The organism is Rhodococcus globerulus NBRC 14531, from assembly GCF_001894805.1.
Taxonomy (GTDB): Bacteria; Actinomycetota; Actinomycetes; order Mycobacteriales; family Mycobacteriaceae; genus Rhodococcus_F; species Rhodococcus_F globerula.
In genome coordinates this window covers 222,544-246,244 of record NZ_BCWX01000003.1, presented here as the reverse complement: position 1 = coordinate 246,244, position 23,701 = coordinate 222,544, and the positions used below count along the sequence as shown (strand labels likewise).

Annotated in this window: 22 protein-coding genes; 9 read left to right on the top strand and 13 right to left on the bottom strand. The window is 62.4% G+C overall.

Annotated features, from left to right (window positions below; translation table 11 throughout):
* Positions 1-145: 145 nt before the first annotated feature.
* Positions 146-1,063, bottom strand: coding sequence for a 3-oxoacyl-ACP reductase (locus RG2_RS16365; protein ID WP_033232295.1), 918 nt, complete (start codon positions 1,061-1,063; stop codon positions 146-148).
* Between the two features lie 111 nt (positions 1,064-1,174).
* Positions 1,175-1,366, bottom strand: a complete 192-nt coding sequence (locus tag RG2_RS16360) for a ferredoxin (protein WP_033232296.1) — start codon at positions 1,364-1,366, stop codon at positions 1,175-1,177.
* Positions 1,367-1,611: 245 nt separating this feature from the next.
* On the opposite strand from RG2_RS16360, the gene RG2_RS16355 reads away from it, so the two are divergent.
* The 3 genes from RG2_RS16355 to RG2_RS16345 all read left to right on the top strand — a co-directional run bounded on the left by RG2_RS16355 (position 1,612) and on the right by RG2_RS16345 (position 5,640).
* Positions 1,612-2,793 carry an acyl-CoA dehydrogenase family protein gene (locus tag RG2_RS16355; RefSeq protein WP_033232297.1) on the top strand — a complete coding sequence of 394 codons (1,182 nt, stop codon included), beginning with the start codon at positions 1,612-1,614 and terminating at the stop codon, positions 2,791-2,793.
* 14 nt (positions 2,794-2,807) lie between these two features.
* Positions 2,808-3,929 carry an acyl-CoA dehydrogenase family protein gene (locus RG2_RS16350; protein ID WP_033232298.1) on the top strand — a complete coding sequence of 374 codons (1,122 nt, stop codon included), beginning with the start codon at positions 2,808-2,810 and terminating at the stop codon, positions 3,927-3,929.
* Between the two features lie 76 nt (positions 3,930-4,005).
* Complete coding sequence (locus RG2_RS16345) at positions 4,006-5,640, top strand: long-chain-fatty-acid--CoA ligase (RefSeq protein WP_033232299.1); 1,635 nt, start codon at positions 4,006-4,008, stop codon at positions 5,638-5,640.
* Positions 5,641-5,655: 15 nt separating this feature from the next.
* On the opposite strand, the gene nagB is transcribed toward RG2_RS16345, so the two are convergent.
* The 9 genes from nagB to RG2_RS16300 are packed head-to-tail and all read right to left on the bottom strand — an operon-like array spanning position 5,656 to position 13,989.
* Positions 5,656-6,435 carry a glucosamine-6-phosphate deaminase gene (gene nagB, locus RG2_RS16340; protein ID WP_033232300.1) on the bottom strand — a complete coding sequence of 260 codons (780 nt, stop codon included), beginning with the start codon at positions 6,433-6,435 and terminating at the stop codon, positions 5,656-5,658.
* Between the two features lie 14 nt (positions 6,436-6,449).
* The gene (locus RG2_RS16335; protein WP_033232301.1) at positions 6,450-7,619 is read right to left on the bottom strand and encodes an N-acetylglucosamine-6-phosphate deacetylase; all 1,170 of its coding nucleotides are present in this window, start codon (positions 7,617-7,619) and stop codon (positions 6,450-6,452) included.
* A complete protein-coding gene (locus tag RG2_RS16330; RefSeq protein WP_033232302.1) occupies positions 7,616-8,278 on the bottom strand; it encodes an SGNH/GDSL hydrolase family protein in 663 nt (220 codons plus the stop codon). Before RG2_RS16330 ends, RG2_RS16335 begins: the two co-directional genes overlap by 4 nt.
* Positions 8,275-8,982, bottom strand: coding sequence for an N-acetylmannosamine-6-phosphate 2-epimerase (locus RG2_RS16325; RefSeq protein WP_033232303.1), 708 nt, complete (start codon positions 8,980-8,982; stop codon positions 8,275-8,277). Before RG2_RS16325 ends, RG2_RS16330 begins: the two co-directional genes overlap by 4 nt.
* Positions 8,979-9,908 (bottom strand): ROK family protein, encoded by a 930-nt coding sequence (locus RG2_RS16320; RefSeq protein ID WP_033232304.1) that lies wholly within the window; start codon positions 9,906-9,908, stop codon positions 8,979-8,981. The genes RG2_RS16325 and RG2_RS16320 overlap by 4 nt, the downstream gene beginning before the upstream one ends.
* A 2-nt stretch (positions 9,909-9,910) precedes the next feature.
* Complete coding sequence (locus RG2_RS16315; RefSeq protein WP_033232306.1) at positions 9,911-10,840, bottom strand: dihydrodipicolinate synthase family protein; 930 nt, start codon at positions 10,838-10,840, stop codon at positions 9,911-9,913.
* A 58-nt stretch (positions 10,841-10,898) separates the two neighbouring features.
* The gene (locus RG2_RS16310; protein ID WP_033232307.1) at positions 10,899-11,951 is read right to left on the bottom strand and encodes a Gfo/Idh/MocA family protein; all 1,053 of its coding nucleotides are present in this window, start codon (positions 11,949-11,951) and stop codon (positions 10,899-10,901) included.
* Positions 11,948-12,943 (bottom strand): Gfo/Idh/MocA family protein, encoded by a 996-nt coding sequence (locus tag RG2_RS16305; RefSeq protein ID WP_033232308.1) that lies wholly within the window; start codon positions 12,941-12,943, stop codon positions 11,948-11,950. The genes RG2_RS16310 and RG2_RS16305 overlap by 4 nt, the downstream gene beginning before the upstream one ends.
* The gene (locus RG2_RS16300) at positions 12,940-13,989 is read right to left on the bottom strand and encodes a Gfo/Idh/MocA family protein (protein WP_033232309.1); all 1,050 of its coding nucleotides are present in this window, start codon (positions 13,987-13,989) and stop codon (positions 12,940-12,942) included. The genes RG2_RS16305 and RG2_RS16300 overlap by 4 nt, the downstream gene beginning before the upstream one ends.
* Positions 13,990-14,262: 273 nt before the next feature.
* On the opposite strand from RG2_RS16300, the gene RG2_RS16295 reads away from it, so the two are divergent.
* From RG2_RS16295 to RG2_RS31830, 6 genes are all read left to right on the top strand, one after another.
* Positions 14,263-15,888, top strand: a complete 1,626-nt coding sequence (locus RG2_RS16295; RefSeq protein WP_051730369.1) for an ABC transporter substrate-binding protein — start codon at positions 14,263-14,265, stop codon at positions 15,886-15,888.
* 43 nt (positions 15,889-15,931) lie between these two features.
* Positions 15,932-16,891, top strand: coding sequence for an ABC transporter permease (locus tag RG2_RS16290; RefSeq protein ID WP_033232310.1), 960 nt, complete (start codon positions 15,932-15,934; stop codon positions 16,889-16,891).
* Positions 16,891-18,966, top strand: a complete 2,076-nt coding sequence (locus tag RG2_RS16285; RefSeq protein ID WP_033232614.1) for a dipeptide/oligopeptide/nickel ABC transporter permease/ATP-binding protein — start codon at positions 16,891-16,893, stop codon at positions 18,964-18,966. The genes RG2_RS16290 and RG2_RS16285 overlap by 1 nt, the downstream gene beginning before the upstream one ends.
* Entirely contained in the window at positions 18,963-19,778 is an 816-nt protein-coding gene (locus RG2_RS16280; protein WP_033232312.1) for an ABC transporter ATP-binding protein, read from the top strand. Before RG2_RS16285 ends, RG2_RS16280 begins: the two co-directional genes overlap by 4 nt.
* Positions 19,779-19,841: 63 nt before the next feature.
* Positions 19,842-20,579, top strand: coding sequence for a FadR/GntR family transcriptional regulator (locus RG2_RS16275; protein WP_033232618.1), 738 nt, complete (start codon positions 19,842-19,844; stop codon positions 20,577-20,579).
* 72 nt (positions 20,580-20,651) lie between these two features.
* Positions 20,652-20,810, top strand: coding sequence for a hypothetical protein (locus RG2_RS31830; protein ID WP_165826328.1), 159 nt, complete (start codon positions 20,652-20,654; stop codon positions 20,808-20,810).
* A 67-nt stretch (positions 20,811-20,877) separates the two neighbouring features.
* Here RG2_RS31830 and RG2_RS16270 read toward each other — a convergent pair whose 3' ends face one another.
* Positions 20,878-21,993, bottom strand: a complete 1,116-nt coding sequence (locus RG2_RS16270) for an NAD(P)H-dependent flavin oxidoreductase (protein WP_033232313.1) — start codon at positions 21,991-21,993, stop codon at positions 20,878-20,880.
* Entirely contained in the window at positions 21,993-23,666 is a 1,674-nt protein-coding gene (locus RG2_RS16265; RefSeq protein ID WP_033232314.1) for an acyl-CoA synthetase, read from the bottom strand. The genes RG2_RS16270 and RG2_RS16265 overlap by 1 nt, the downstream gene beginning before the upstream one ends.
* Positions 23,667-23,701: the final 35 nt, after the last annotated feature.

Here is a 23,701-nt window from a genome sequence, read left to right as displayed (position 1 = left end):
TTTTTTGAAGACCGACAGTCTCGTATTCGCGACAAATCAGTCATTCGGACATGTGACCATGCTCTTTCTACCAAAAAACACGACGACAACGGCGATATCTGTGAATTTGAGTTTCGTGTCGTGGGCAAGCCGGCAGCAACCCGCGTCAGCCCAACTCCCGAAGAGCTGCAGAAGCCGAGAACATCGTGGCGGGATCCCGGTCGGCAAAGTAATCACCGATCGCGACGGACAACGACTCGGGCGACCAGGCCGCCCCGTCGGCGTCGAACCGCCGCTCCACCACGGGCGCCGCCATCAGCGCGACCATGGGGCCGTAGACGATAAAGACCTGACCGTTGACTGCGTCTGCTGCCGGCGATGCCAGATACGACACCAACGAGGCCACATGCTCGGGTGAGAGCGGATCGATGCCCTCGTCCGGCGCGTCACCGAAAACACCCTCGGTCATCGACGTCCGTGCCCGTGGGCAGATGGCATTGGCGCGCACCCCGTATCGAGACAACCCGCGAGCGGCGGAGAGAGTCAGCGCCGTGATGCCCGCTTTGGCGGCACCGTAATTCGGCTGACCTTCCGGCCCCAGCAATCCCGCTTCGGACGACGTATTGACGATGCGCCCGTATACCGGCGCGCCGGCTTCCTTCGACTTTGTGCGCCAATACGCAGCGGCGTTGCGGCACAACAGAAAATGCCCACGCAGATGGACTTCGAGTACCAGATCCCAGTCTTCGTCGGACATGTTGAACAGCATCCGATCGCGGACGACTCCGGCGTTGTTGACTACGATGTCGACACTGCCGAACTGGCCTTGCGCCTTCTCCATGAGCGCGTCCGCCGTGGAACGTTCGCCGACATTGCCGGCTACAAATTCGACCTTGGCGCCCAGGCTACGAATCTCGTCGAGAGTTGTTTCGACGGCCTCGTTCGGCGCCAGATCGTTGACAACCACCGACGCGCCGGCTTTCGCCAGGGCGATGGCCTCGAACTTTCCGAGTCCCGATCCGGCACCGGTCACGATGGCGACCTTGCCTTCGAGACTGGTGTCCTCGCTCTTCACAGCATTCATCGACGCGTTCTCCCAGTTCTGTGCGATCGTGAACCCGACCGTCTCGGCGGAGCCTGTCGGGCCTCACGACTTCGCAACTTTAGAACGTGTTCCTGTTTTGGGCAATAGCCCTCACGGATGTTCCGTCAATGCGGCGCGTGGGCACTGGGCGATCGCGGAACGAACATCCTCCCAGCGATCCTCCGGTGGACGCGCCGAACTGATCACCAACTCCTCGTTGTCGTCGAGGTCGAAAATATCGGGGGCGATACCGACGCAGACTCCGTTGGCCTCACAACGGTCCAGATCAACCCTGACCTCCATGGGTATTCCTCTTCTCTACTCACACATTTGGGCGCCACAGACTAGTGGAGAAACGGGCATCGCAGGGCTGCGCTCCGCACCGTTCCTGCCATAACACTAGAACCTGTTCCACCTCGTGTGCAATGATTCGGAAAAGTAGCAGAAACGAGTGCCTGGATTCGCCCACGTGCGTGCCACGCCCGGAGAACCTGCCTATAGAACCTGTGCCAGATAGTCGATTTGTATCTCTACTTCGAGAGGCAACCATGCACATCACCTACACACCTGAGCAACAAGCGCTTCAGGAGGAGTTGCGCGCGTACTTTGCTCAACTGATGACCCCGGCTCGCCGCGAAGCCCTCGCAGCCACCACCGGCGAGTACGGCGAAGGAAACGTGTACCGCGAGGTTGTGGCACAGATGGGCCAGGACGGCTGGCTCACGCTCGGCTGGCCCAAGGAGTACGGCGGGCAGGAACGATCCGCCATGGACCAGCTGATCTTCACCGACGAAGCTGCGATCGCCGGAGCGCCGGTGCCCTTCCTGACCATCAACTCTGTGGCCCCGACAATCATGCATTTCGGCACCGAGGAGCAGAAGGCATTCTTCTTGCCGAAGATCTCGCGCGGCGAACTGCATTTTGCCATTGGGTATTCCGAGCCCGGAGCCGGAACCGACCTGGCATCGCTGCGCACATCCGCCGTCAAGGACGGCGACGACTACATCATCAACGGTCAGAAGATGTGGACAAGCCTCATCCAGTACGCGGACTACATCTGGCTCGCCTGCCGCACCGATCCGGAAGCCAAGAAGCACAAGGGAATCAGCATGCTGATCGTCCCCACCACCGCCGAAGGATTCTCCTACACACCGGTGCACACCATGGCCGGACCGGACACCAGCGCCACCTACTACCAGGATGTGCGTGTTCCGGCGTCGTCGATCGTCGGTGAGGAACACGGCGGCTGGGGCCTGATCACCAATCAGCTCAATCACGAACGTGTTGCGCTCACCTCGGCAGGTCCGATTCTGACGGCGCAGCGTGAGGTCCGCGAGTGGGCCCAGAACACCAAGCTTCCCGACGGCCGACGCATGATCGATCAGGAATGGGTTCAGATCAACCTGGCGCGGGTGCATGCCAAAGCCGAGTACCTCAAGCTGATGAACTGGGAAATCGCGTCGACCACCGATCACTCCCCCGGTCCGGAAGCGGCATCGGCCAATAAGGTGTTCGGCACCGAATTCGCCACCGAGGCTTACCGATTGCTGATGGAAATCCTCGGACCGTCGGCCGTCATCCGGCAGAACTCCCCCGGCGCGGTCCTACGTGGACGAATCGAACGGATGCACCGTTCCTCGTTGATCCTGACGTTCGGCGGCGGCACAAACGAAGTGCAGCGCGACATCATCGGTATGACGGCCCTGGGCTTGCCGCCCTCAAAGCGATAAGGACACCTCGCGACATGGATTTCACCTTCACCGAGGCCCAGAACGATCTGGCCGGCCTCACCCGCGGAATTGTCACCGAACTGGTCACCAACGACCGCCTCCGTGAACTCGACGCAGCGCAGGACCGCACCGACCGCACACTGTGGGCGGCGCTCGCATCGTCCGGCGTTCTCAGCGCAGCCTTGCCGGAATCGGTGGGCGGAGACGGATTTGGTGTGCTCGAGCAGTGCAGCATTCTTGTCGAATTGGGCCGGGCTGTTGCACCGGTGCCATATCTGACGTCCATCGTGTCGTCCGCCGCCGCGATCGCGGAATTCGGCGACGACAGCCAGCGCGCCGACTGGGCTGCGCCCGCAGCACGCGGCGAGAAGATCCTGACAGCAGCGCTGTCCGAAGAATGGGGCGACAATCCAGCTCTCCCGTTCACGCATGCGAACCGAACGGAAACCGGTTGGGAGCTGACCGGCACGAAGATCGTGGTCGACAGCGCACCGATAGCCGACCTCTTCCTGGTCCCCGCAAGTACCGACGACGGTGTTGTCGTGTTCCTGGTGCAGCCGGGCGACGTCGGTGTCAGTGTCACGCGGCAGTCGATAGTCGACTTCGGCAGCGCAGGCCAGGTCGATCTCGATGCGGTCCAACTACCGGACGACCGGGTGCTCGGCTCGGTGGCTCAGGGCTCCGAGATCAGCGAATGGATCGTCGAACGTGCCCGACTCGGTTCCAGCGCATACCAATACGGTGTACTCGATCAGGCCCTGAAATTGACCGCGGAATACGCGCGCGAGCGAGTCCAGTTCGGTCGCCCGATCGGCAGCTTCCAGGCTGTGGCTCAACGACTGGCCGACGGGTACATCGACGTCAAGGGAGTGCGTCTGACTCTCTGGGCAGCGGCCTGGCAACTGAGCGAATCTCTCCCTGCCACCGAGTCCGTCAAGACCGCGAAGTTCTGGGCAGCCGACGCCGGCCACCGCGTCGCACACACCGCTGTCCACGTCCACGGCGGTGTCGGATTGGACGAGGATCACCCGATCCACCGGTACTTCCTCGCTGCCAAGCGTCACGAATTCCTGCTCGGCAACACCACCGATCTGCTGCGCAGTCTCGGTAAGGAACTCGCTGACGAACCCGCGTGAGCTTGTCTCACCAATCGGAGTCCCACCAAGCGGAATACCCGGACCTGGTCCTCGACGAATCGGTAATGATGCAATTATGAGTGAGAGCCCCACCGTTTCAGATCTGCTCCTCGGAGTCAGTGAGATCGACTCGTACGGCATCCGATTCGAGGACCAGGCCATCACCTGGCGCGAGCATATCCAGGCCTCGTTCGACCGCGCCGCGATGCTCGATGCTGTGCTCGACCACGAGCGTCCACGACACTTCGGTTTGTTGATGGAGAACATTCCGGAGTTCTCGCTGCTACTGGGCGCAGCGGCCTTCTCCGGCACGGTGCTGGCCGGACTGAACACGACGAGGCGGGGGCCGGCGCTGGCTCGAGATGTCGCATTGGCCGACTGCCAGATCATCTTCACCGAGAACAGTCAGGCGCACCTTCTCGACGGGGTCGACCTCGGCGACGTTCGGGTAATCAACGTCGACTCGCCGGAGTGGGCGGAACTGTTGGCGCCCTTCGCCCGTTCCCCGCACAACGCCTGCGCAGTCTCTCCCGACGACCTGATGATGCTCATCTTCACCTCGGGGACCAGCGGCGATCCCAAGGCTGTTCGTTGCACGCACTCCAAGATCGCAGATCCCGCGATCATGCTCGGCGATCGATTCGAACTCGGGCCGAGCGATGTCATCTACATGGCAATGCCGATGTTCCATTCCAACGCGATCATGGCAGCGTGGGCAATCGCACTGCATCGCAAGTGCGCAATTGCCATGCGCCGCAAGTTCTCCGCTTCGGGATTTCTCCCTGACGTCCGCAAATACGGGATCACCTACTCCAACTACGTCGGCAAACCGCTTTCCTTCATCGCCGCGACACCCGAGCAGCCCGACGATCACGACAACACTCTGAAGATCATGTACGGCAACGAGGGTGCCGCTCCCGCAGTCGCCACGTTTGTCCGTCGCTTCGGCGCGCGCGTCATCGACGGATTCGGTTCCACCGAGGGTGGAGTGTCGATCGGCGCAGCGCCTATCCCCCGTGCCGGCACTCTCGGACTGCTCCCCGAAGGCGTGAAGATTCTTCACCCCGAAACCGGAGTTCCCTGCCCACCTGCAGAATTCGACGCGGATGGCCGGATCGTCAACGCAGACGAGGCAACCGGCGAAATGGTCAACGTGACCGGTCCGGGAGCCTTCGCCGGGTACTACAAGAACCCCGAAGCCGACGCCGAACGTATGCGCAACGGTCAGTACTGGACCGGCGACCTCGCGTACGCCGACGCCGACGGATATGTCTACTTCGCGGGGCGCAGTTCCGGGTGGCTGCGCGTCGACGGCGAGAACATCGGCGCCGCCCCCATCGAACGCGCGCTCACCGCCTACCCCGGCTTTGCGCAGGTGTCCGTCTACGCAGTCCCGGACAGCGATGTCGGCGACCGAGTGATGGCGTCGGTCATCCCGGTAGGTGATGTCAGCAACTTCGATCCCGAAGCGGTTGCCGCATACATAGATTCACGTCCTGAGCTGGGCCCGAAGCAGAAGCCCACACTCATCCGGGTCTGCAGCGAATTTCCGCGGACCGCAACCTTCAAAGTTGTCACCCGAACCCAGAGCGCGGAGCGCTGGAATACCAGCGATCCGGTCTGGATCCGTCAACGCGGCGAGGCCGAATTCCAGTTGCTCACGCCTGAGCGGGCGCTCACTCTCGAGAAAGTCACGGTCGGAGCACAGTGAAGGTGCCGCGTCGGCTCAGTAGTGTTGCGCGAGCGGCTTGTGCGCTGACACCGTCTTGTAGAACTCGGTGAGCTGAAGCTTCGACGCCGCGGCTTCGTCGACGACAACTGTTGCGTGTGGGTGCAATTGAAGAACCGATGCGGGACAGACCGCGGCGAGGGGTCCTTCGACCGCGGCGGCGATCGCGTCTGCCTTGTGTTCTCCGGTTGCGATCATCACAAGATGCCCTGCGTCGCAGATCGTTCCGAGACCCTGTGTGATGACGTGGCGCGGAACGTCGTCGAGGCTCTCGAAGAATCGTGCGTTGTCTATCCGGGTCTGTTCGGTCAACGTTTTCACCCGTGTGCGTGAGGTCAGCGACGACGTCGGCTCGTTGAATCCGATGTGGCCGTTTGCCCCGATGCCGAGGAGTTGTACATCCACCGGACCGTTGGCGGCGATCGCGCGATCGTAGGCTGCGGCAGCGCCGAACGGGTCTCCGGTAGTTCCGTTCGGACTGAACACGCGAGCACTGTCGAGGTCAAGGTGATTGACCAGCTCGGTCCGGATTACCTGCGCATAGGACTCGGGGTGTCCATCTGGGAGGCCGACGTACTCGTCGAGCAGAAAAGCCTGCAGGCCGGCAAAACTCAAGCCTTCCTCGCGGTGGCGCCTCGCAAGTTCGCGGTAGACGGAGAGCGGCGACGATCCAGTTGCCAAGCCCAAAGTTCGTGCGCCGGAGCGTACTGCGTGGTCGAAGATATCGGCGACAACCGTGCCGGCTGTATCCGCGTCGTTGACGATGACAATTTCCATCGGAGTTCTTCCTCTCAGCTTTCCATGGTGTTCGTAAGCCAGTTTCCCGAAGCCATGACTGCTCGGGGCAAAAGTTTTTTGTCGGTAACGACAAGATCGGCGCGGCATCCCGGGACGAGGTCACCGACAATCCCGGTCAATCCCAACAGCGCGGCGGGAGTTGCAGTTGCGGCGGTGACCGCCGCGAGCAGATCAACCCCGGCATCGAGCACCGTCCGACGCACGATGTCCATCAGCCTGCTGGTACCGCCGGCTATAGCAGTGTCGCCTTGTCCGGCAAGTCGGGCCACTCCGTCGACAACGTCCACGTCGAGTGGACCGAGCGGGTACCGCCCATCCGGCATACCTGCTGCCGCCATGGCGTCGGAGACCAGAGCAATCTGATGTGGGCCGACAAGATCGAACACCGTGGAGACAGTTTCATCGGCCAGATGGACACCGTCGCCGACCAACTCGACCACCATCTGGCCACGGGCTGCGGCCGCCAGGCAGGCAGCCACTGCGCCAGGCTCACGGTGGTGCATAGGCGCCATTCCGTTGAAAAGGTGTGTGGCACTGAGCGGTGCGTGAGCCGAATGTGCGATCGATCGGGTGGCGGTCGGATTGGACGCGTCGGTGTGACCGATGCTGACCACCACGCCGTTCTCGGTCAGCATGGTCGACAGTTCGGCAAAATGCGCGGTCTCGGGTGCGATGGTCATCGAGCGGATGTGACCGCGCCCGGCAGCCAACAGCGACTCGAGCAGGGCTGGATCGCCGTCGAGAATGCTTGCAGGATCCTGTGCACCACAACGCAGTACCGACAGGAACGGACCTTCCAGATGGATTCCGGCGAGCGTGCCGCGCTCCACAAGCGACGCCAGCAATTCGATGCGGCCATGCAAGACATTCGGCGGCGCCGACACCAACGACCCGATCACCGAGGTCGTTCCGTTGTGTCGGTGGTGATCCGCCGCTGCGGTGGAACCGTCGCGATCGGCTTCCGGGAAACCGAATCCGCCGGCCCCATGGCAGTGCACGTCCACGAGACCGGGAATGATCGTCGTGCCCGGATCAGCAGGTTCCGGGAGCTGGTCCGTCCGCTCCGACGCGGGTCCGGCCCACACCACTCGATCACCGGACGTCTCGACAACTCCGTCGGCCAGCATGCGGCCTCCGGTGATCAGCTTTCCACGCAGGATCACGACATCACCTGTGTTGCAACAGAACTGTCCATGTCGGCGATCCCCAACTCGCGAAGTATCGCGTCCGCGAGCACATAGTGCCCGTTCTCGTTCGGATGGAACGCATCAGCCAAGAGTGACGGCGGCGGACCCTCCGGTGAATCCGCGAACCACTGCTCGTAGTGATCGATGAAGATCGCGCGCGTCGACGCGGCAACCCGGCGGGTCATCTCGACGTAGTCGATCAGCGCGGATCGCGTCGGCGCGTTCGGGACGTCGATGGGCGGCGGCGTCTGCAGAATCGGAACGGCACCGAGCGCACGTGAGCGGAAGATGATGTCGGACAGGTCTTCCCGGAATCGTTCGAGATCGACGCCGCCGCCGAGAGCGTCGTTGGTGCCGAGCATGATCAACACCACCGACGGCTCGAAGATCTCGATGCGATGGGCAAATCCGTCACGGACGTCGGACGAGCGGTTACCGCTCACGCCGGTGTTGATCACAATGTGATTGAACAACGACATCTCGCCACGGATGCGTTCCGCAAAGTGTTCGACGTAGCTGCGCTGCCCGTTTGTGTGAGCCAAACCCTGCGTGATGCTGTCGCCGGTGAACACCCACCGGATCGGTGTGGACGAATCTTTCAGCAGTGCTTCGACTCTGCGACGCTCAGCCGTCATCGACCATCGCTCCGCGCGCCCGCGATCGCCTTGGCGAACGTCGCGGTAATGAAGGCTGGATCGGTGATCGCGGTACCCACCACTACCGAATCCGCACCAAGCGCAATCGCCTGCGCTGCATGCTCCGGGCTGTGGTAGCGACCTTCCGCGATCAGCACTGCATCGGGAAGTGCGTTCCTCAGTTCCGAGATCAGCTCCAGATCGGGACCACTGAGCCGTCGACTGTTCTCGGTGTAACCGGCAAGGGTACTCGAGATGATGTCGGCGCCGGCCTCTGCGGCCGCAATGCCATCTTCGAGCGTTCCACAATCAGCCATCACCAGAGCGCCTCGCGCATGGACTGCCTCGACGGTATCCGCGAATGTCAATCCGTCCGGGCGTTGGCGCAATGTCGCGTCGGCTGCAACGATTTGTGCACCGGCGTCGACAACGTCCAACGCGGATTCTCGTGTCGGAGTGATGAACACCCCGGAGGATCCGATCTTCGTCAGACCGATCACCGGCACCGTCACAGCAGCGGCGACAGCGGCGACATCGGGTGTTCCGCCCACTCCGCCGCAGCGAATCGCGGCAGCGCCGCCGTCGACGGCAGCCCTGGCCATCCGCTCGATTGTTGCCGTGTCACGCAGCGCGTGCCCATGGCCAGCCTGGCACGAGACGACCAGCTTTCCGCTGATGATCTTCAGTAACTCGTCGAGTGTCATCGTGATACCTCTGTTCGTGTTGCGGCGGCAAGCAGTCCGGCGCCCACCAATGGCGCGTCGGTGCCCAACCGTGCCGGGAGAATGGCGGTCTCGGCGATCGGCTTCATCGCTTCGACTCGGAATGCCGACATCAAGGGCGACAGCAGATCTGCTCCGATCTGGGCGGCGCCGCCGCCGATCACGATCACCTCGGGATCGAAGGCCGTTGCCACTCCGGCCAGAACCCGGCCGAGTAGTTCACCCGCATCGGTGATCACTGCGCGGGCAATCGGGTCACCCGAGTGCATCAGTGCAACCACCTTCGGCAAAGGCTGCACGGGAACACCAGCCCTGGCGGCATACTCGGCAGCCATGGCGGGTCCGGAGGCAACCGCTTCGAGGTGATCGGTGCGGCCGCAGCCACAGCCGATGGCACCGGCCGCGGGAACGAGCAGATGTGCCAGTTCACCTGCCGTGCCGTGAGCGCCATGACGGAGTTCACCGCCGATGGACAGCGCGCCACCGATGCCGGTGCCGATCGAGACGAACAAGACGGAACTCCGACCGTGGCCGGCACCGATCATGTTCTCCCCGTGCGCCATAACTCGCACGTCGTTGTCCACGGTCACCGGCAGCGACGTACGCGCTTCGAGCTCACTGCGCACCTCTGCGCCCATCCACCCGGGCAGGATGTCGGAAGCGAACACCACTCGACCACTGGACCGATCGACGATTCCCGGTGCACCAACACCGATTCCGTCAACAGTGTGTGTGACGCGTAACTGGTCGATCAATGCAGCTGTAGTGTCGAGCACCGCATCTCGGCCCGCCGCCGGTGTTGCTGCGCGAACGGATTCGAGCACTTCACCTGAGGAGGTAACCACGGCTGCAGCTACTTTGGTGCCCCCGATGTCGACACCGATCCAACGCTCCTGCCCGTGCGTCATCGTCAGATCAGTCCGGCGCGTTCGAGAATGACCTTGATGGTTGCGGCCTCGGACTCGTCGAGAGACAGCATCGGAGCGCACATCGTGTTGCTCGAGATGACACCGCGCAGAGCCAGTGCAGTCTTGAAGGCGCCCAATCCGGCAGCACCTGCACTGACGCGGCCCGGCGTCGGCGCGTCGACGATGGAGAAGAGATCCGTGAGCCGGTCCTGCTCGACCTTGGCGGCAGCCCAGTCGCCGGCCTGCGCGGCGCGCCACAACCGGACGTAGCCGTGGGGATCGACGTTTGCCAGGCCGGGCACCGCACCTGATGCACCCATGAGCAGGCAGCCGTCGACTACAACCTCGTGGCCGGTGAAGACGGCAAAGTTCTCCAGGCCGACGGACTGACGCAGCAGCATGCGGAAGCTGACGTCGTCGCCGCTCGAGTCCTTGACACCGGCAATGACACCTTCGCGGCCGAGTTCGACCAGCATTGCGGTGGAAAGCTTGCTGTGAACACGGACCGGAACGTCGTAGGCAAACAGCGGAAGGTCCACTGCCGCATGGATGGAGCGGAAGTGCGTGGCCGTCTCTTCGGCGTTGGTGATCGCGTAGAAGGGAGCTGTCGCGACGATGGCGTCTGCACCGGCCTCACGTGCCTGCTCGGCAACTGCGATGACGCGGTTCGTCGTCATGTCGTTGACACCGACCAACACCGGCAACTGGCCGCCGACGTGTCCGATGGCCGTCTGCACAACCTGGGCGCGCTGAGCATCGGTCAGGTAGCCGACCTCGCCCGAGGAACCGAGGATGAACAGGCCGTCGACGCCCGCCTCGATCTGCATCGACAGGAGGCGCTCGAGCGACTTCGTGTCGACGTCACCGTCAATGGTCAAGGGTGTGACGATCGGAGGAACAATTCCGCTGAAGGTCGTGGTGTCCGTGCTCATGGGGTCTCCGTACGTTGATTATCGGATTAAATTGCGGGGCAAAACACTTGAAGGTTGATCACACGGAAACCGGCTGCCCGCACGCGGCGGACCGGTAGGCGGCGTCGATCACGCGCATCGATGCGCGAGCGTCGGCAACCGAGTAATCGGGGTTGATCCGGTTCGGCAGTCGATCGAGTAGGTGAGCGAGGAAGCTCGACACCGCATTGTCGGATCCGAAGCCCCCGATGGGTAGTGCGGTGACATCACCGGAAGCACCGAACTGCATGAGCGCTGGTTTGTCGTCGTCCGAACTGGCGTAACCGTGCGATCCGAGTACCCGAACCGTTGCGGTATTGGCACCGAAACCTGGTGCTGCGGGGATTCTTCCGACTGTGACGGTCGCAGTGACGCCGTGTGCCAGCGCGAGTGAAATGAGCGCGGTGTCTTCCACACCGAACTTCTCGTGTGCGCCGCCGTACAACGTGCTTGTCTCCGCGTACACCTCGGTGACGTCGAGTCCGGTGAGGTAACGGAGGTAGTCGGCGGCGTATCCAAGGAAGTTCACAACTTCTCCCCCGCCGGACAGTGCTGGGTCGACAACCAACTCCGGCCGTTCCACGGATGTCGCAAAATGTGTTCCGCTGGCGAGGAACTCGATGTCCACGTGGCGTGGAAGTCCGAGGTTTCCCGCGTCGATCCAGCGGCGCAGTCTCCGCAGGGCGGGTGAATGCGTGCGGTTTACTACGGTGCAGATGCGCCCGTTTGCCTCAGCTGCTTCCTGAACCGCCGCGGCTTCTGTCTCGTCGATTCCCACCGGCTTGTCCACGAGGACATCAAGTCCCGCGTTCAAGGCAGCTATAGCGAGCCTCGCATGCCGAGTCGGTTCGCTGCAGATCACTGCCAGGTCAATCCGGTCGGGGTCGAGAAGCTCACCGAGGTCGTCGATCCACGCGATGTCGGCGGCAGCGGCCATCTTCATTCCGTCTTCGCGGATCCAGTCGGGCACCGATGATTCGTCGGCGACACCGACCAGGTGCACGCGGGGGTCGGCTCGCAACAAGTCCGCGTAGGACCCGGCATGCCTTACGCCGCTGATGAATCCGACACGGATCGAACCAGTGCTGGTCATTGCTGCCCTCCGATTGCAACGGCGCGCCCGGTATCAAGCGATTGTTGCGCGGCGACGGCTGTGGCGAGCGCCGCGCGCACCTGCCAGTTCTGGACCAACGGCGTCTGAGAACCGTCAAGAGTGCCGATCCAGTGGCGCATCTGATGCGTCATGGCGTCTTCGATCGACGACGGCGGCGCGTTGGTGGTGTCGGACATGAGCCCCGGATCATCGCCCGTGTCGTGCGCGAGAGTGCCCTGCGTGCCCGAGACGACGATGCGACGCAACATCTTTCCCGATTGTGGCAGCGCGTACGCCAACTCGATCAACGCCAAGGAACCGTCCTCGAAGCGGACGGTCAGATGGAAGCTGTCATGAACGGGCATGCCGGCGGCAAACGTCGGAAAGCTGCGAGCGAAAACGCGAATCGGCTTGCGGTCGATCAGCCAGGTCACCAGATCGAGTGCGTGCGTTCCGTTGTGAACGGGATGCCCACCGGAGCGTTCCTTGTCGTGTTGCCACCCGCGCCAGCCGCCCGGCCAGACGTGGCCGGTGTACCAACTCAAATGGATCAAGCGGGGATCCCCGATAGCGCCCTGCGCGACGGAAGCGCCGATCGAGGTGATCGACGGCTGGAACCGCACGGTCTGACCGACCATCAACGACGTACCGTTGCCTTCGGTCGCTGCAACCATGGCGTCGAAGTCGGCGACGCTCAGCGCGGCCGGCTTCTCCACGTGGACATGCTTTCCCGCACGGCCTGCTGCAATCGTCACCGGCGCATGATCCGGAGTTGCCCCGACGACGTTGACAGCCGTGATCGACGGATCTGCCAGAACTCGGTCCAGGTCGGTGCTCGCCTGCGCGCCCGGTGCGAGGGCAGCCACCGATGCAGCCCGGTTCAAGTCACTACCGACTACGTAGGCGACCTCCACTGTCGGCAGGCCGGCGAGCGAACGTACGTGGTCCCGCGCGATTCCGCCGCTGCCGATCACGGCAACGCGGACGCTCATCGCGCAGCTCGAATGTCCGCGGGCTCGGCTTGTCCGAGACGCACCTGCTGCGCCACGACCAGCGCTCGGTCGGTGTCCGCCGTGAGGGGCGATTCGGCGCCGGAATCGAGAACCCGTGCGATCTCGTCGATTTCGTGGCGGATCGCGGCCTGCATCCACACCGACGACGCCGCGCCGCCGGAGTTGTACTTCTGCGTCTTGGTTGCCGAGTCGATCAAGGACTGATTCTCGTCCGCGTCGTCGAAGATGGGCCAGGATTCGACAACCTGACCTCCGGTGAAGCGCTGCACAAGTCCGGTACGGAAATCCGCCCGAAGCGCGCCGTCCGATCCGTTGACCGTCAGATCCCACGACGACGTGTGCGAGCGGGTCGAGATCGTGTGGGTGCCGACCGCGCCGTTGGCGAACTTCACGACCGTCGTCCGGAATCCGTCGTCCGGTGTCGCGATGCTCGACACGCCGTCGACGTCACCGCCGAGCCAGCACATCAAATCCAGTTCGTGAATCTCGTGAGTGAGTTCGCCGCCGGTCTGACTCTTGTCGAGCTTCCACCACTGTGGGTCCGCGCCGGCGGTGTCTATCCACCGGGACCTCGATGTCTCGATGGCATTGACGTCACCGATGTCTCCGGACCGGACCGACGCGGCCAGGGCTCGCACACCCGGCATCATCCGCATGATGTGTCCGACCATGAGCGTCGAACCGTTGGTGTCGGCGCACTCGATCATGCCGCGAGCTTCGGAGAGCTCGACTGCGAGTGGCTTCTCCACGAACACTGCCTTGCCCTGTGTCAGTGCGGCAAGTGCCGGTTCCGCATGGGTGTGATTGGGCGTCGCGACTACAACAAGGTCGATCGTCGCTTCAGCCGCCACCGCACCGTGATCGTTGGTGGGGGTCGCACCGAATTCTCCCGCGGCTTCCGTCGCCCGCTCTATATCTCGGTCGCAGAGCATCGTGAGTTCGAAACGTGGATGGGCAGCAAACTCGCGTGCGAGTGAACTACCGAAGAATCCGCAACCGACCACGCCGACTTTGTATCGGGTCATGAAGTCTCCAAAGATTGGATAAGGGATGTCCTATGTTATACGGCCAGTGAGATCGACCGTCAATTCGAGGTCGGTAACACAGTCTTCATCTATGCAGGTGAGAGCACTAAATGGTGAATGAAACTCGCCGAAATACGAAATTTCTCCCCGCAAGTTCTCACGACTCTCTAGACGCGTTCTGATCCACAATGTAGGTTACGCAACATCGGACGTCGAACATAGGACATCCCCTATCCCACCCGAGATGTCCCGCTCCCCGCCTTGGAGGCCGCCTTGAAGAACCAACGACCGCTGAGCTCCGCCATCACCCGCCGGGACCTGTTCCGGTACACCGGCCTGCTCGGAGCAGCTGCAGGTATCACCGCAACACTCGCAGCGTGCGGCGGCGGCCCCTCGTCGACCTCGGCCGTGGGCGGCTCCTCGTCCACGGGCGACCTCACCACCGCCATCGGTTACGGAAACGACCAGAGTTTCGATCCGATGCAGACCGCATCCGGCTTCCTGATGGCCGCGGTCAACCACGTGTACGAAGGCCTGCTCGAGAACGATCCGGCCACCGGCGAGACGTATGCCGCGCTGGCGAAGACTGTTCCCACCGACGCCACCGCGTCGAGCTGGACCATGCAGATCCGCGACGGCGCCACCTGGCACGACGGCACCCCGGTCACCTCGGACGACGTTGTCTTCAGCTTCGAGCGCATTCTCGATCCCCAGCAGAACGTGCTGATCCGCGCCTTCTTCTCTTCCTGGTTGCAGTCCGTCACCAAGGTCGACGACCAGACCGTGACACTCAACTTCAACTACCCGTTCAGCGCTGCCGCTCAACGCCTTTCGATTGCCAAGATCATGCCCAAGCATGTCTTCGACGGCCATTGGGACGAAGCCAAGTCCGGCGCGCTCGTGGTCGGCTCCGGTCCGTACAAGGTGACCAGCCATACTCCCAAGAGCAACACGGCATTCGAGGCCTTCCCCGCGTACAACGGCCCGCGTCCGGCCAACTTCACGACCATGAACTGGCTGTCCATCGTCGACACGTCCTCGCGTATCGCACGAGTATCGGGCAACAATGCCGGCGCTCAGCTCGCCGACAACATCCCCGTTGCGAACGTCCCGACGCTGACGTCCGGTGGACGTACCGTCGAGGGCAATCCGGGCATGAACCTGATGTACCTGCTCTTCGACACGACGCAGGCACCGTTCGACGACGTTCGCGTTCGCCAGGCGATGTTCTACGCTCTCAACACTCCGAAGATGATCGAGATCGCCCTGGGCGGCAAGGCCGCTCCGGCCACGAGCTACCTGTACGAGCGCAATCCCGACTACTCGCGCGCGTCCACCGTCTACTCGTACGATCCGGACAAGGCACGCTCGCTCCTCGCTGCCGCCGGCGTCAGCGGACTCGACCTCACGTTGCTCTCCACCAACGTCAGTTGGCTCGCCGATTGCCTCCCCACTATCAAAGAGTCCTGGGACGCAGTCGGATTCAACACCACGCTCGAGCCGCAGGACACCAGTGCGATGGTCAGCAAGCTCAACAGTGGCCAGAAGTTCCAGATCGCGGCCGGCACGTCGAACCCGCAGGCTTTCGGATCCGACGTCGACCTTCTCGTTCGCTACACGTACAGCAAGGGCGGCCTGTGGACCAAGACGTACGCCAAGTGGGACGACACGCCGCAGGCTCAGAGAATCTACGCCACGATGGACGAGGCAACTCGCGAGACGGACCCCGCCAAGCGCAGCACCCTCGTGCAGTCGTACCTGAACCAGATCGCCGAAAACGCTGTCTACTACCCGGTTCTGCATCAGGAACTGCTGACCGCGTGGGATCCGCAGAAGATCACCGACGTCACCCCGCTGCCGTACCCCGGCGTCAACCTGCTTGCGGCAAAGCCGGCCTGATCGCCCGCGCGCGGCAATTTCCCATCAACTGAGAGATCCCCCGATGGCCAGAGTCCTCCCCATGCTGATCAGGCGATTACTGATACTGATCCCCCTGATCCTCGGCATCATCGCGTTTGTTTTCATCGTGATGCAGTTCGCGCCCACCGATCCCGCAACGGCGGCGTTCAACGGTGGTAACCCGACGGCAGAACAGTTGCAGCAGTTCAAGGAAGAGAACGGACTGCTCGACCCACTGCCGCTGCAGTACGTCCACTTCGTCACCGATCTCCTCAGTGGGAACATGGGTGACAGCCTGATTTCCGGTACCCCGGTACTGGATTCGATCTCCACGGCACTGCCGCTGACGATTCAACTCACTGTTCTGGGCCTGGTGATCGCCATCGTGCTCTCACTGATCTTCGGTGTCACCAGCGCCCTGTTCCGTGATCGTTGGCCAGATCAGGTCATCCGGGTGGTTTCACTCGCCGGCGTCGCCGCACCGTCATTCTGGTTGGCGCTGCTCATGATTCAGTATCTAGCTGTCAAACTCGGGTGGTTCCCCACCGGCGGCTACGTCAATCCGGCCGACTCGGTCACGGACTGGCTGTGGTACATGGCGCTCCCCGCCTTGTCTCTGTCACTCCCCGTCGCGGCTCAACTCACCCGCATCATCCGCACGTCCATGGTCGAGGAATTGGACAAGGATTACGTCCGCACGGCCATCGGAAGCGGCCTGCCCTACCCCGTGGTGATCGGGCGAAACGTGTTGCGTAACGCGCTGATCAACCCGCTCACCGTTCTGGGTCTGCGCGTCGGGTATCTCTTGGGTGGCGCCGTTGTCATCGAGCAGATCTTCGGCCTTCCCGGCATGGGTCAGCTCATGATCAACGGCGTCACCAACGGCGACCCTGCAGTTGTCCAGGGTGTTGTCATCGTCATCGCAGTCGGTTTCGTCGTCGTCAACCTCGCGGTCGACATCCTCTACCTGCTTGTCAATCCACGACTTCGGAGCGCAGCATGATGAGAAGAAAACTCACCGAGAAGCTTTCGCGTCCCGGTATCACCTTTTCACGGTTTCCCCTCTCCGCCTGGCTGTCGATGGCCGTCCTCGCGATCATCGTCCTCGCCTGCCTGTTCGCGCCGCTCATCACGCAGTACAGCCCGCTCGAACAAGCTGTGGGTACGTCCGGCCCCAGCGCGGAACACTGGTTCGGCCAGGACAGTCTCGGCCGAGATCTGTTCAGCCGCTTGCTGTACGGCGGACGCTGGTCACTGACTATCGGCCTCGGGTCCACCTTCCTGGCACTGTGCGCCGGCGCCCTCATCGGTTCGGTGGCCGCAACCAGCCGAAAGTCCGTCGACGAGACCATCATGCGTGTGCTCGACGTCGTCATGGCGTTCCCGGGCATCGCGCTCGCAGCCGTCCTCGTTGCAGCGTTCGGCGGTTCGATCCCCGTCCTCATCGTCACCATCGCCTTCCTCTACACCCCGATGGTTGCGCGTGTCGTTCGCGCCAACGTGCTCGCCCAGTACGGCGAGGATTACGTCGCCGCTGAAAAAGTCATCGGGGCAAGCACTTCCCACATCGTCGTCAAGCACGTCGTCACCAACTGCGCTGCCCCTGTTCTCGTGTTCTGCACGGTCATGGTTGCCGACGCCATCGTGCTCGAAGCCAGCCTGTCGTTCATCGGCGCGGGCGTGCGACCACCGGACCCGTCGTGGGGATCGGTAATCGCCGACGGCAAGAACATGGTCCTGCTCGGTGGTTGGTGGGCAACGGTGTTCCCCGGTCTGCTGATTCTTCTGACCGTGCTCTCCCTGAACGTCCTCGCCGAGGGTCTCACCGACGCGATGGCTGATCCGAGCCTGAAGAAGACCAAGAAGACAGCTCTCGAATCAGCCAGCACCGCCGCTGCGGAGGAAACGTCCAACGAGCTCATCCTGGAAGAAGAGGCCGCGCGAGACGCCGAATCACTGGTTGTCAGTGATGACTTCGCCGACTCGAGTGTCATTGTCACCAAGGCGCTGAAACCGGTCGTCGCGCCGACGCCACTCGAAACGCACCTGAAAATCCTGGCGGAAACCGAACGGACACGCACCGATCGTCTTGTCTACGAAGGCGACGCCGCTCCACTGCTCGAGGTACGCAATCTGACGATCCGTTTCCCGGAACGCTACGGCGACACCGCAATCGTCGACAACGTCAGCTTCACGGTCCGTCCGAACGAGACGATGGCTCTGGTCGGCGAATCAGGCTGTGGCAAGTCGCTGACGTCACTGGCGATCATGGGCCTGCTGCCCAAGACCGCAGTGGTGACCGGTGAGATCCTCTTCGACGGCGTCAACGTCCTCGAACTGAACAACCGGGAACGAAACAAGCTTCGCGGACACGACATGGCCATGATCTACCAGGACGCACTCAGCTCCCTGAACCCGGCAATGTTGATCCGCGCCCAGTTCAAGCAGCTCACCAAGAGAGGCGGAACACGTACCGCCGAGGAACTTCTCGAACTTGTCGGACTCGACCCGGTTCGCACGCTTGCCAGCTACCCGCACGAGTTGTCGGGTGGTCAACGCCAGCGCGTCCTCATCGCGATGTCGCTCACGCGTAGCCCGCGCCTGATCGTCGCCGACGAGCCCACCACTGCTCTCGACGTCACCGTCCAGGCTCAGGTGGTGGACCTGCTCAACGATCTGCGGGAAAAGCTCGGCTTTGCGATGGTTTTCGTGAGCCACGATCTTGCACTCGTTGCTTCGCTCGCCCACAAGATCACGGTGATGTACGCCGGTCAGGTCGTCGAGTCTGCGCCCACCAGCGATCTGCTCATCGATCCGCGTCACGAATACACCCAGGGCCTCCTCGGCGCCGTTCTCTCCATCGAGGACGAGGCTCCGCGGCTCCACCAGATCCAGGGAACCGTGCCGTCGCCCGGCAGCTTCGCCACCGGTGACCGTTTTGCCGAACGTTCCCTGCGTCCGGATTCCGATCCCCACCGAAAGCCCGAGATGGTTCGGATCGGCGGGACCGAGCACTGGTTCGCCAACCAGTCCGCGGCACCCGTATCCGCAGAATCGGAATTGGAGAGCGTGCGATGACCACAGCCGAAACACCCATCCTGGAACTGAAGAACATTCACGTCGTCCACAAGACTCGTTCGGGATCGTTGTTCAAACCCGGAACCGTGCACGCCGTCAACGATGTCAGTATCGCCGTGCGACGAGGGACGACGATCGGCATCGTGGGCGAGTCCGGTTGCGGCAAGTCGACGCTCGCGAAGGTCATGGTCGGACTGCAGAAGCCGACGTCGGGCGACGTCGTCTTTCGTGGACAGAGTGCTCTGACCCGATCGGCGTCGGTCCGCAAGGAATTCGGGCGCGCTATCTCCATCGTGTTCCAGGACCCGGCCACCGCGCTCAATGCGCGAATGACGGTGGCCGACATCCTCACCGATCCACTCGACGTACACGGCATCGGGAATCGTTCCACCCGCTCTGCTCGGGTCCGCGAACTGGTCGGACTGGTCGGGCTTCCCCAATCCGCGCTCGAAGTCATCCCGAGTCAGATCTCGGGCGGACAGCGCCAGCGCGTTGCCATCGCCCGTGCGCTGGCACTCGAACCGGACGTGATCGTCGCCGACGAGCCGACATCCGCACTCGACGTGTCGGTGCGCGCGCAGATCCTGAATTTGCTCAGCGACATCAAGGCACGACTCGGGCTGGGAATGGTCTTCATCTCGCACGATATCCAGACCGTTCGCTACGTCTCCGACAGCATTGTCGTGATGAATGCCGGGCGGATCGTCGAACAGGGAACTGCGCAAGAAGTGTTCGACAACCCATCAGACGCCTACACCGCAAAACTGCTCGGCGCGGCCCCAAGCCTGCTGCAACGCACCGTGGATGCGTGATACCCGATGGAGTCGACAAGCGGACATAGGATGAAGGACGTTCAATTCGGAAAAGGGGAATCGATGTCTGTTCGGAGTGGCACACCGCGTGCTCGTTTCAGCGCGCAGAACCGTATGCGCGCACTTCAATCAGACATCATGAACCTGATCCTGGATCGTCGGCTCTCCCCCGGTGATCCGATGCCCACCGAGGCGGAACTCTCCGAAGAACTGGGAATCGGCAGGAACACTCTGCGCGAGGCTCTCAAGGTTCTGCAGGCCTTGGGCGTCGTCGAAATCCGGCACGGTTTCGGAATGTTTGTCGCTCCGAGTAACTTCGACGCGCTGGCCGACGGCCTGACGTTCCGGGGCAGATTGTCACTTCAGGGCACCGGCCACGAAGCGATGGAATTGGTCGATATCCGTCAGGCTCTCGAAACCGGTCTGATCGGCGCCGCAATGGCAGAGATGACCACCGAGGACCACGACGCTCTCGACGAACTCGTCACAGGGATGGAAGTCCGCGCAGCAGCCGGAAAGAATTTCTCCGATATCGATGCGACTTTCCACAGCCGGTTGTATTCACCGCTCGACAATCAGGTGCTTGCACAATTGATGGATGTCTTCTGGCAGGTGTACAGCGAAATCCAGCAGGCAATCGGGCATTCGGATACACCGCTCGTCGATATAGCGTCGAAGCATCGCGCAATTCTCGACGCTATTCGTACCGGCGATGCCATCGAAGCTGCGCACACTCTCGACGTGCATTTCGGTGGTCTACGACAGCGGATCGGAAACCTGCACGCGGACACATCGACCTAGGACATTCAAGGCAGCATTGATCTTCGACACGGTATCTCCCATGCCGACAGATCTTGCGGCAAAATTACAAGTATGAAGAATCCGAACCTGACGCCATCGCGCATCCTCGCGTTGGTCGCCGCCGCTGCCCTGGTCATTTTCGTGATCGCCCGTCGTCGAGACGACGGCGGCGTGCTCAGTCGCGGAGAATGGCTGGCCGACAACGTCGGACCGGACGACTTGGCGGGCTGAAACAACAAAAGGCTCTCGGCCACTGTGGCCGAGAGCCTTTTGCTCTGTCTGCTATTTCATGGAGCTGCTATTTCATGGAGTCGAGACGCGCACGCGCATCTTCGAATCCGGAAACCAACTCCGCCATAACCTCGGCGACCGGACGGATCTCGTTCATCCGCCCCACGATCTGACCGACCGGCATTGCGACGACGTCAGGATTCTCCGACGCCGAAATACGTTGGTGCGCATCACTGACCAGAAGATTCTGCAACGGCATCGGCAACGCGTCGGGTGCGCCGGGCTTCGACCACGCTTCGGTCCACTTCGTCTTGAGCAACCGCGCCGGCTTGCCCGAATAGATCCGGGACCGAACGGTGTCCGCCGACGTCGCTTTCAGCAATGCACGTTGAATTGCCGACGGCCCCTCCCCTGACGCGCTGCCCAGTTTGTACTCCGACGTGGTGAGCCAGTACGAACCCATCCACACTCCGGACGCACCGAGCGCAAGAGCTGCAGCCACCTGTCGACCGCTTCCGATTCCGCCGGCAGCCAACACGGCCGCAGAGTCACCGAGGGCGTCGACGATTTCGGGAACCAGCACCATGGAGGCGATCTCACCGGTATGCCCGCCGGCTTCGTAGCCCTGGGCGATCACGATGTCGACGCCGTTCTCCACATGACGACGGGCATGTTCGACAGCACCGGCCAGCGCCGCGACCGGGACCCCCTTTGCATGAGCCTGATCGATGACATCTTTCGGCGGTGAACCAAGAGCATTGGCGATCAAGGCAATTCGATGCCCCAGAGCAACATCGACGTGCGAGCGGGCAACGGAGTGCAGCCAGCCCAACACACCAGTGGCATGTTCGACATCGTCGGACAACGGCGGCACACCGAGCTCGTCGAGGGTGCGATCGACAAACGCGCGGTGCTCGGCCGGGATCAACTTGTCGAGATCGATCGCGCCGCCCTCGGTGGGAACCTTTGCGGGCATGACGATGTCGACGCCGTACGGTTTACCGTCGGTGTTCTCGTCCATCCAGGTCAGGGCAGCTTCGAGTTCTTCGGGGTCGTTGAATCGCACGCACCCCAGGACTCCGAGTCCGCCGGCGCGAGAGATCGCGGCCGCTACGTGCTCCGACGGCGTGAATCCGAAGATCGGGTATTCGATGCCGAACTTGTCGGCAAGATCGGATCTCATCAGGCTTCCACGCTCTCTGCACTGTTTGCCTCGGGAGCACCGTTGCCGTTGTGGTCGTCGGCCTCACGGGATTCTGTTTCGGCCTTCGCCCACCGGTAGTCCGGCTTGCCTGCCGGGTTGCGCTTGATCTGGTCGACAAACCACACGCTGCGCGGAACCTTGTATCCGGCAATCTCTTTGCGTGCTGCTGTGGCGATGTCGTGCAGCGTCGGAGACGTACCTTCACGAACCTGAACCACCGCGGCAACTCGTTGCCCGAAACGCTCGTCCGGGACACCGACCACCAGCACGTCGAAGATGTCGGGGTGCGCCTTCAACGCGCCTTCGACCTCTTCCGGGTACACCTTCTCGCCGCCGCTGTTGATGGATACCGAACCGCGTCCGAGCATCGTGACCGTGCCGTCGGCTTCGACCTGCGCGTAGTCGCCGGGAATCGAGTACCGAACACCATTGATGGTGCGGAACGTCTCGGCCGTCTTGACCTCGTCCTTGTAGTAACCGAGCGGGATGTTGCCCCTGCGCGCAAGCATGCCGCGCTGACCCGATCCCGGTTCGACCTCGTTGCCGTCGTCGCCGAGAACCGTTGTGGAGGCGTCGATCTTGACCGTCGGACCGCCAGTGTGCTTCTGCCCCTTGGAGAGAACCGCCAAGCCGCCGAAGCCGGTCTCCGACGCTCCGATGGAGTCTGTGAGCAGACGGTTGGGCAGCAGCTCCAGGAACTGCTCCTGAATGCTCGGCGAGAAGAGCGCCGCGCTGCTTGCCATGACGTACAGCGACGAAAGATCGTAAGGCTCACCCGTTTCCGAGTTTCCGGCAATCAACGCGTCGAGCATCGGTCGAGCCATCGCGTCGCCGGTGATGAAGATGAGGTTGACCTTGTGCTTGTCGATGTTCTGCCACACCTCGTGGGCGTCGAACTCAGGGTGCATCAAACAGGTTCCGCCGCCGAAGAGACTGTGGAACACCGCCGACTGCGAGCCGCCGTGGATCATCGGAGGAATCGGATAGCGAACCATGCTCGGGTTGGCGGCGCCGACCTTCGCCATCTCGTACTCGTCCTCGACCGCAACTCCGGTGACGAAGTTGATGCCACCACCGAGCACGCGCCACCAGTCTTCGTGGCGCCACATGACGCCCTTCGGGCTACCCGTCGTGCCGCCGGTGTAGAGCATGAAGATGTCGTCGTTGCTGCGATCCTCGAAATCGCGCTCGCCCGAACTCTGCGCCAGTGCGGCTTCGTACTCGATGCCGAACGACGAGTAGTCGCCGTCGGTGCCGTCTTCGATGACGACAACCGACTTGACGAGGGGCGCGTTCGGGAGAACGTTCTTGATCTTGTCTGCGTATCGACGCTCGGCGACCAGCGCAACCATGTCCGAATTGTCGAAGATGTATTGCAACTCGTTCTCGACATAGCGGTAGTTGATGTTGACCATCACCGCCCGGATCTTGAAGATCGCGACCATGGCCTCGATTGCCTCGATGACATTGCGGCAGTAGATGCCGACCTTGTCACCCGGCTTCACGCCATGTTCGCGCAGGTAGTGACCGAGCCTGTTGGCGCGGTCCTCGAGTTGCGCGTACGTCACCTCCCGATCATCGGAGACCAGTGCAACCCGGTCCGGAACGAGGTCGATCGAGTGCTCTACGAAGTCTGCGATGTTAAGGGCCACGCCCTTCAAAGTAGAACGTGTTACCTTTTCTGGCA

What these genes read in the sequence shown, in the direction of transcription:
- RG2_RS16325 (WP_033232303.1), bottom strand. Translation starts at nt 8,982, where the DNA reads ATGACACTCGACGAGTTACTGAAGATCATCAGCGGAAAGCTGGTCGTC.
- RG2_RS16310 (WP_033232307.1), bottom strand. Translation starts at nt 11,951, where the DNA reads ATGACCAGCACTGGTTCGATCCGTGTCGGATTCATCAGCGGCGTAAGG.
- RG2_RS16345 (WP_033232299.1), top strand. Translation starts at nt 4,006, where the DNA reads ATGAGTGAGAGCCCCACCGTTTCAGATCTGCTCCTCGGAGTCAGTGAG.
- RG2_RS16315 (WP_033232306.1), bottom strand. Translation starts at nt 10,840, where the DNA reads ATGAGCACGGACACCACGACCTTCAGCGGAATTGTTCCTCCGATCGTC.
- RG2_RS16330 (WP_033232302.1), bottom strand. Translation starts at nt 8,278, where the DNA reads ATGACGGCTGAGCGTCGCAGAGTCGAAGCACTGCTGAAAGATTCGTCC.
- RG2_RS16320 (WP_033232304.1), bottom strand. Translation starts at nt 9,908, where the DNA reads ATGACGCACGGGCAGGAGCGTTGGATCGGTGTCGACATCGGGGGCACC.
- RG2_RS16365 (WP_033232295.1), bottom strand. Translation starts at nt 1,063, where the DNA reads ATGAATGCTGTGAAGAGCGAGGACACCAGTCTCGAAGGCAAGGTCGCC.
- RG2_RS16300 (WP_033232309.1), bottom strand. Translation starts at nt 13,989, where the DNA reads ATGACCCGATACAAAGTCGGCGTGGTCGGTTGCGGATTCTTCGGTAGT.
- RG2_RS16305 (WP_033232308.1), bottom strand. Translation starts at nt 12,943, where the DNA reads ATGAGCGTCCGCGTTGCCGTGATCGGCAGCGGCGGAATCGCGCGGGAC.
- RG2_RS16350 (WP_033232298.1), top strand. Translation starts at nt 2,808, where the DNA reads ATGGATTTCACCTTCACCGAGGCCCAGAACGATCTGGCCGGCCTCACC.
- RG2_RS31830 (WP_165826328.1), top strand. Translation starts at nt 20,652, where the DNA reads ATGAAGAATCCGAACCTGACGCCATCGCGCATCCTCGCGTTGGTCGCC.
- RG2_RS16280 (WP_033232312.1), top strand. Translation starts at nt 18,963, where the DNA reads ATGACCACAGCCGAAACACCCATCCTGGAACTGAAGAACATTCACGTC.
- RG2_RS16285 (WP_033232614.1), top strand. Translation starts at nt 16,891, where the DNA reads ATGAGAAGAAAACTCACCGAGAAGCTTTCGCGTCCCGGTATCACCTTT.
- RG2_RS16360 (WP_033232296.1), bottom strand. Translation starts at nt 1,366, where the DNA reads ATGGAGGTCAGGGTTGATCTGGACCGTTGTGAGGCCAACGGAGTCTGC.
- RG2_RS16275 (WP_033232618.1), top strand. Translation starts at nt 19,842, where the DNA reads ATGTCTGTTCGGAGTGGCACACCGCGTGCTCGTTTCAGCGCGCAGAAC.
- RG2_RS16290 (WP_033232310.1), top strand. Translation starts at nt 15,932, where the DNA reads ATGGCCAGAGTCCTCCCCATGCTGATCAGGCGATTACTGATACTGATC.
- nagB (WP_033232300.1), bottom strand. Translation starts at nt 6,435, where the DNA reads ATGGAAATTGTCATCGTCAACGACGCGGATACAGCCGGCACGGTTGTC.
- RG2_RS16270 (WP_033232313.1), bottom strand. Translation starts at nt 21,993, where the DNA reads ATGAGATCCGATCTTGCCGACAAGTTCGGCATCGAATACCCGATCTTC.
- RG2_RS16355 (WP_033232297.1), top strand. Translation starts at nt 1,612, where the DNA reads ATGCACATCACCTACACACCTGAGCAACAAGCGCTTCAGGAGGAGTTG.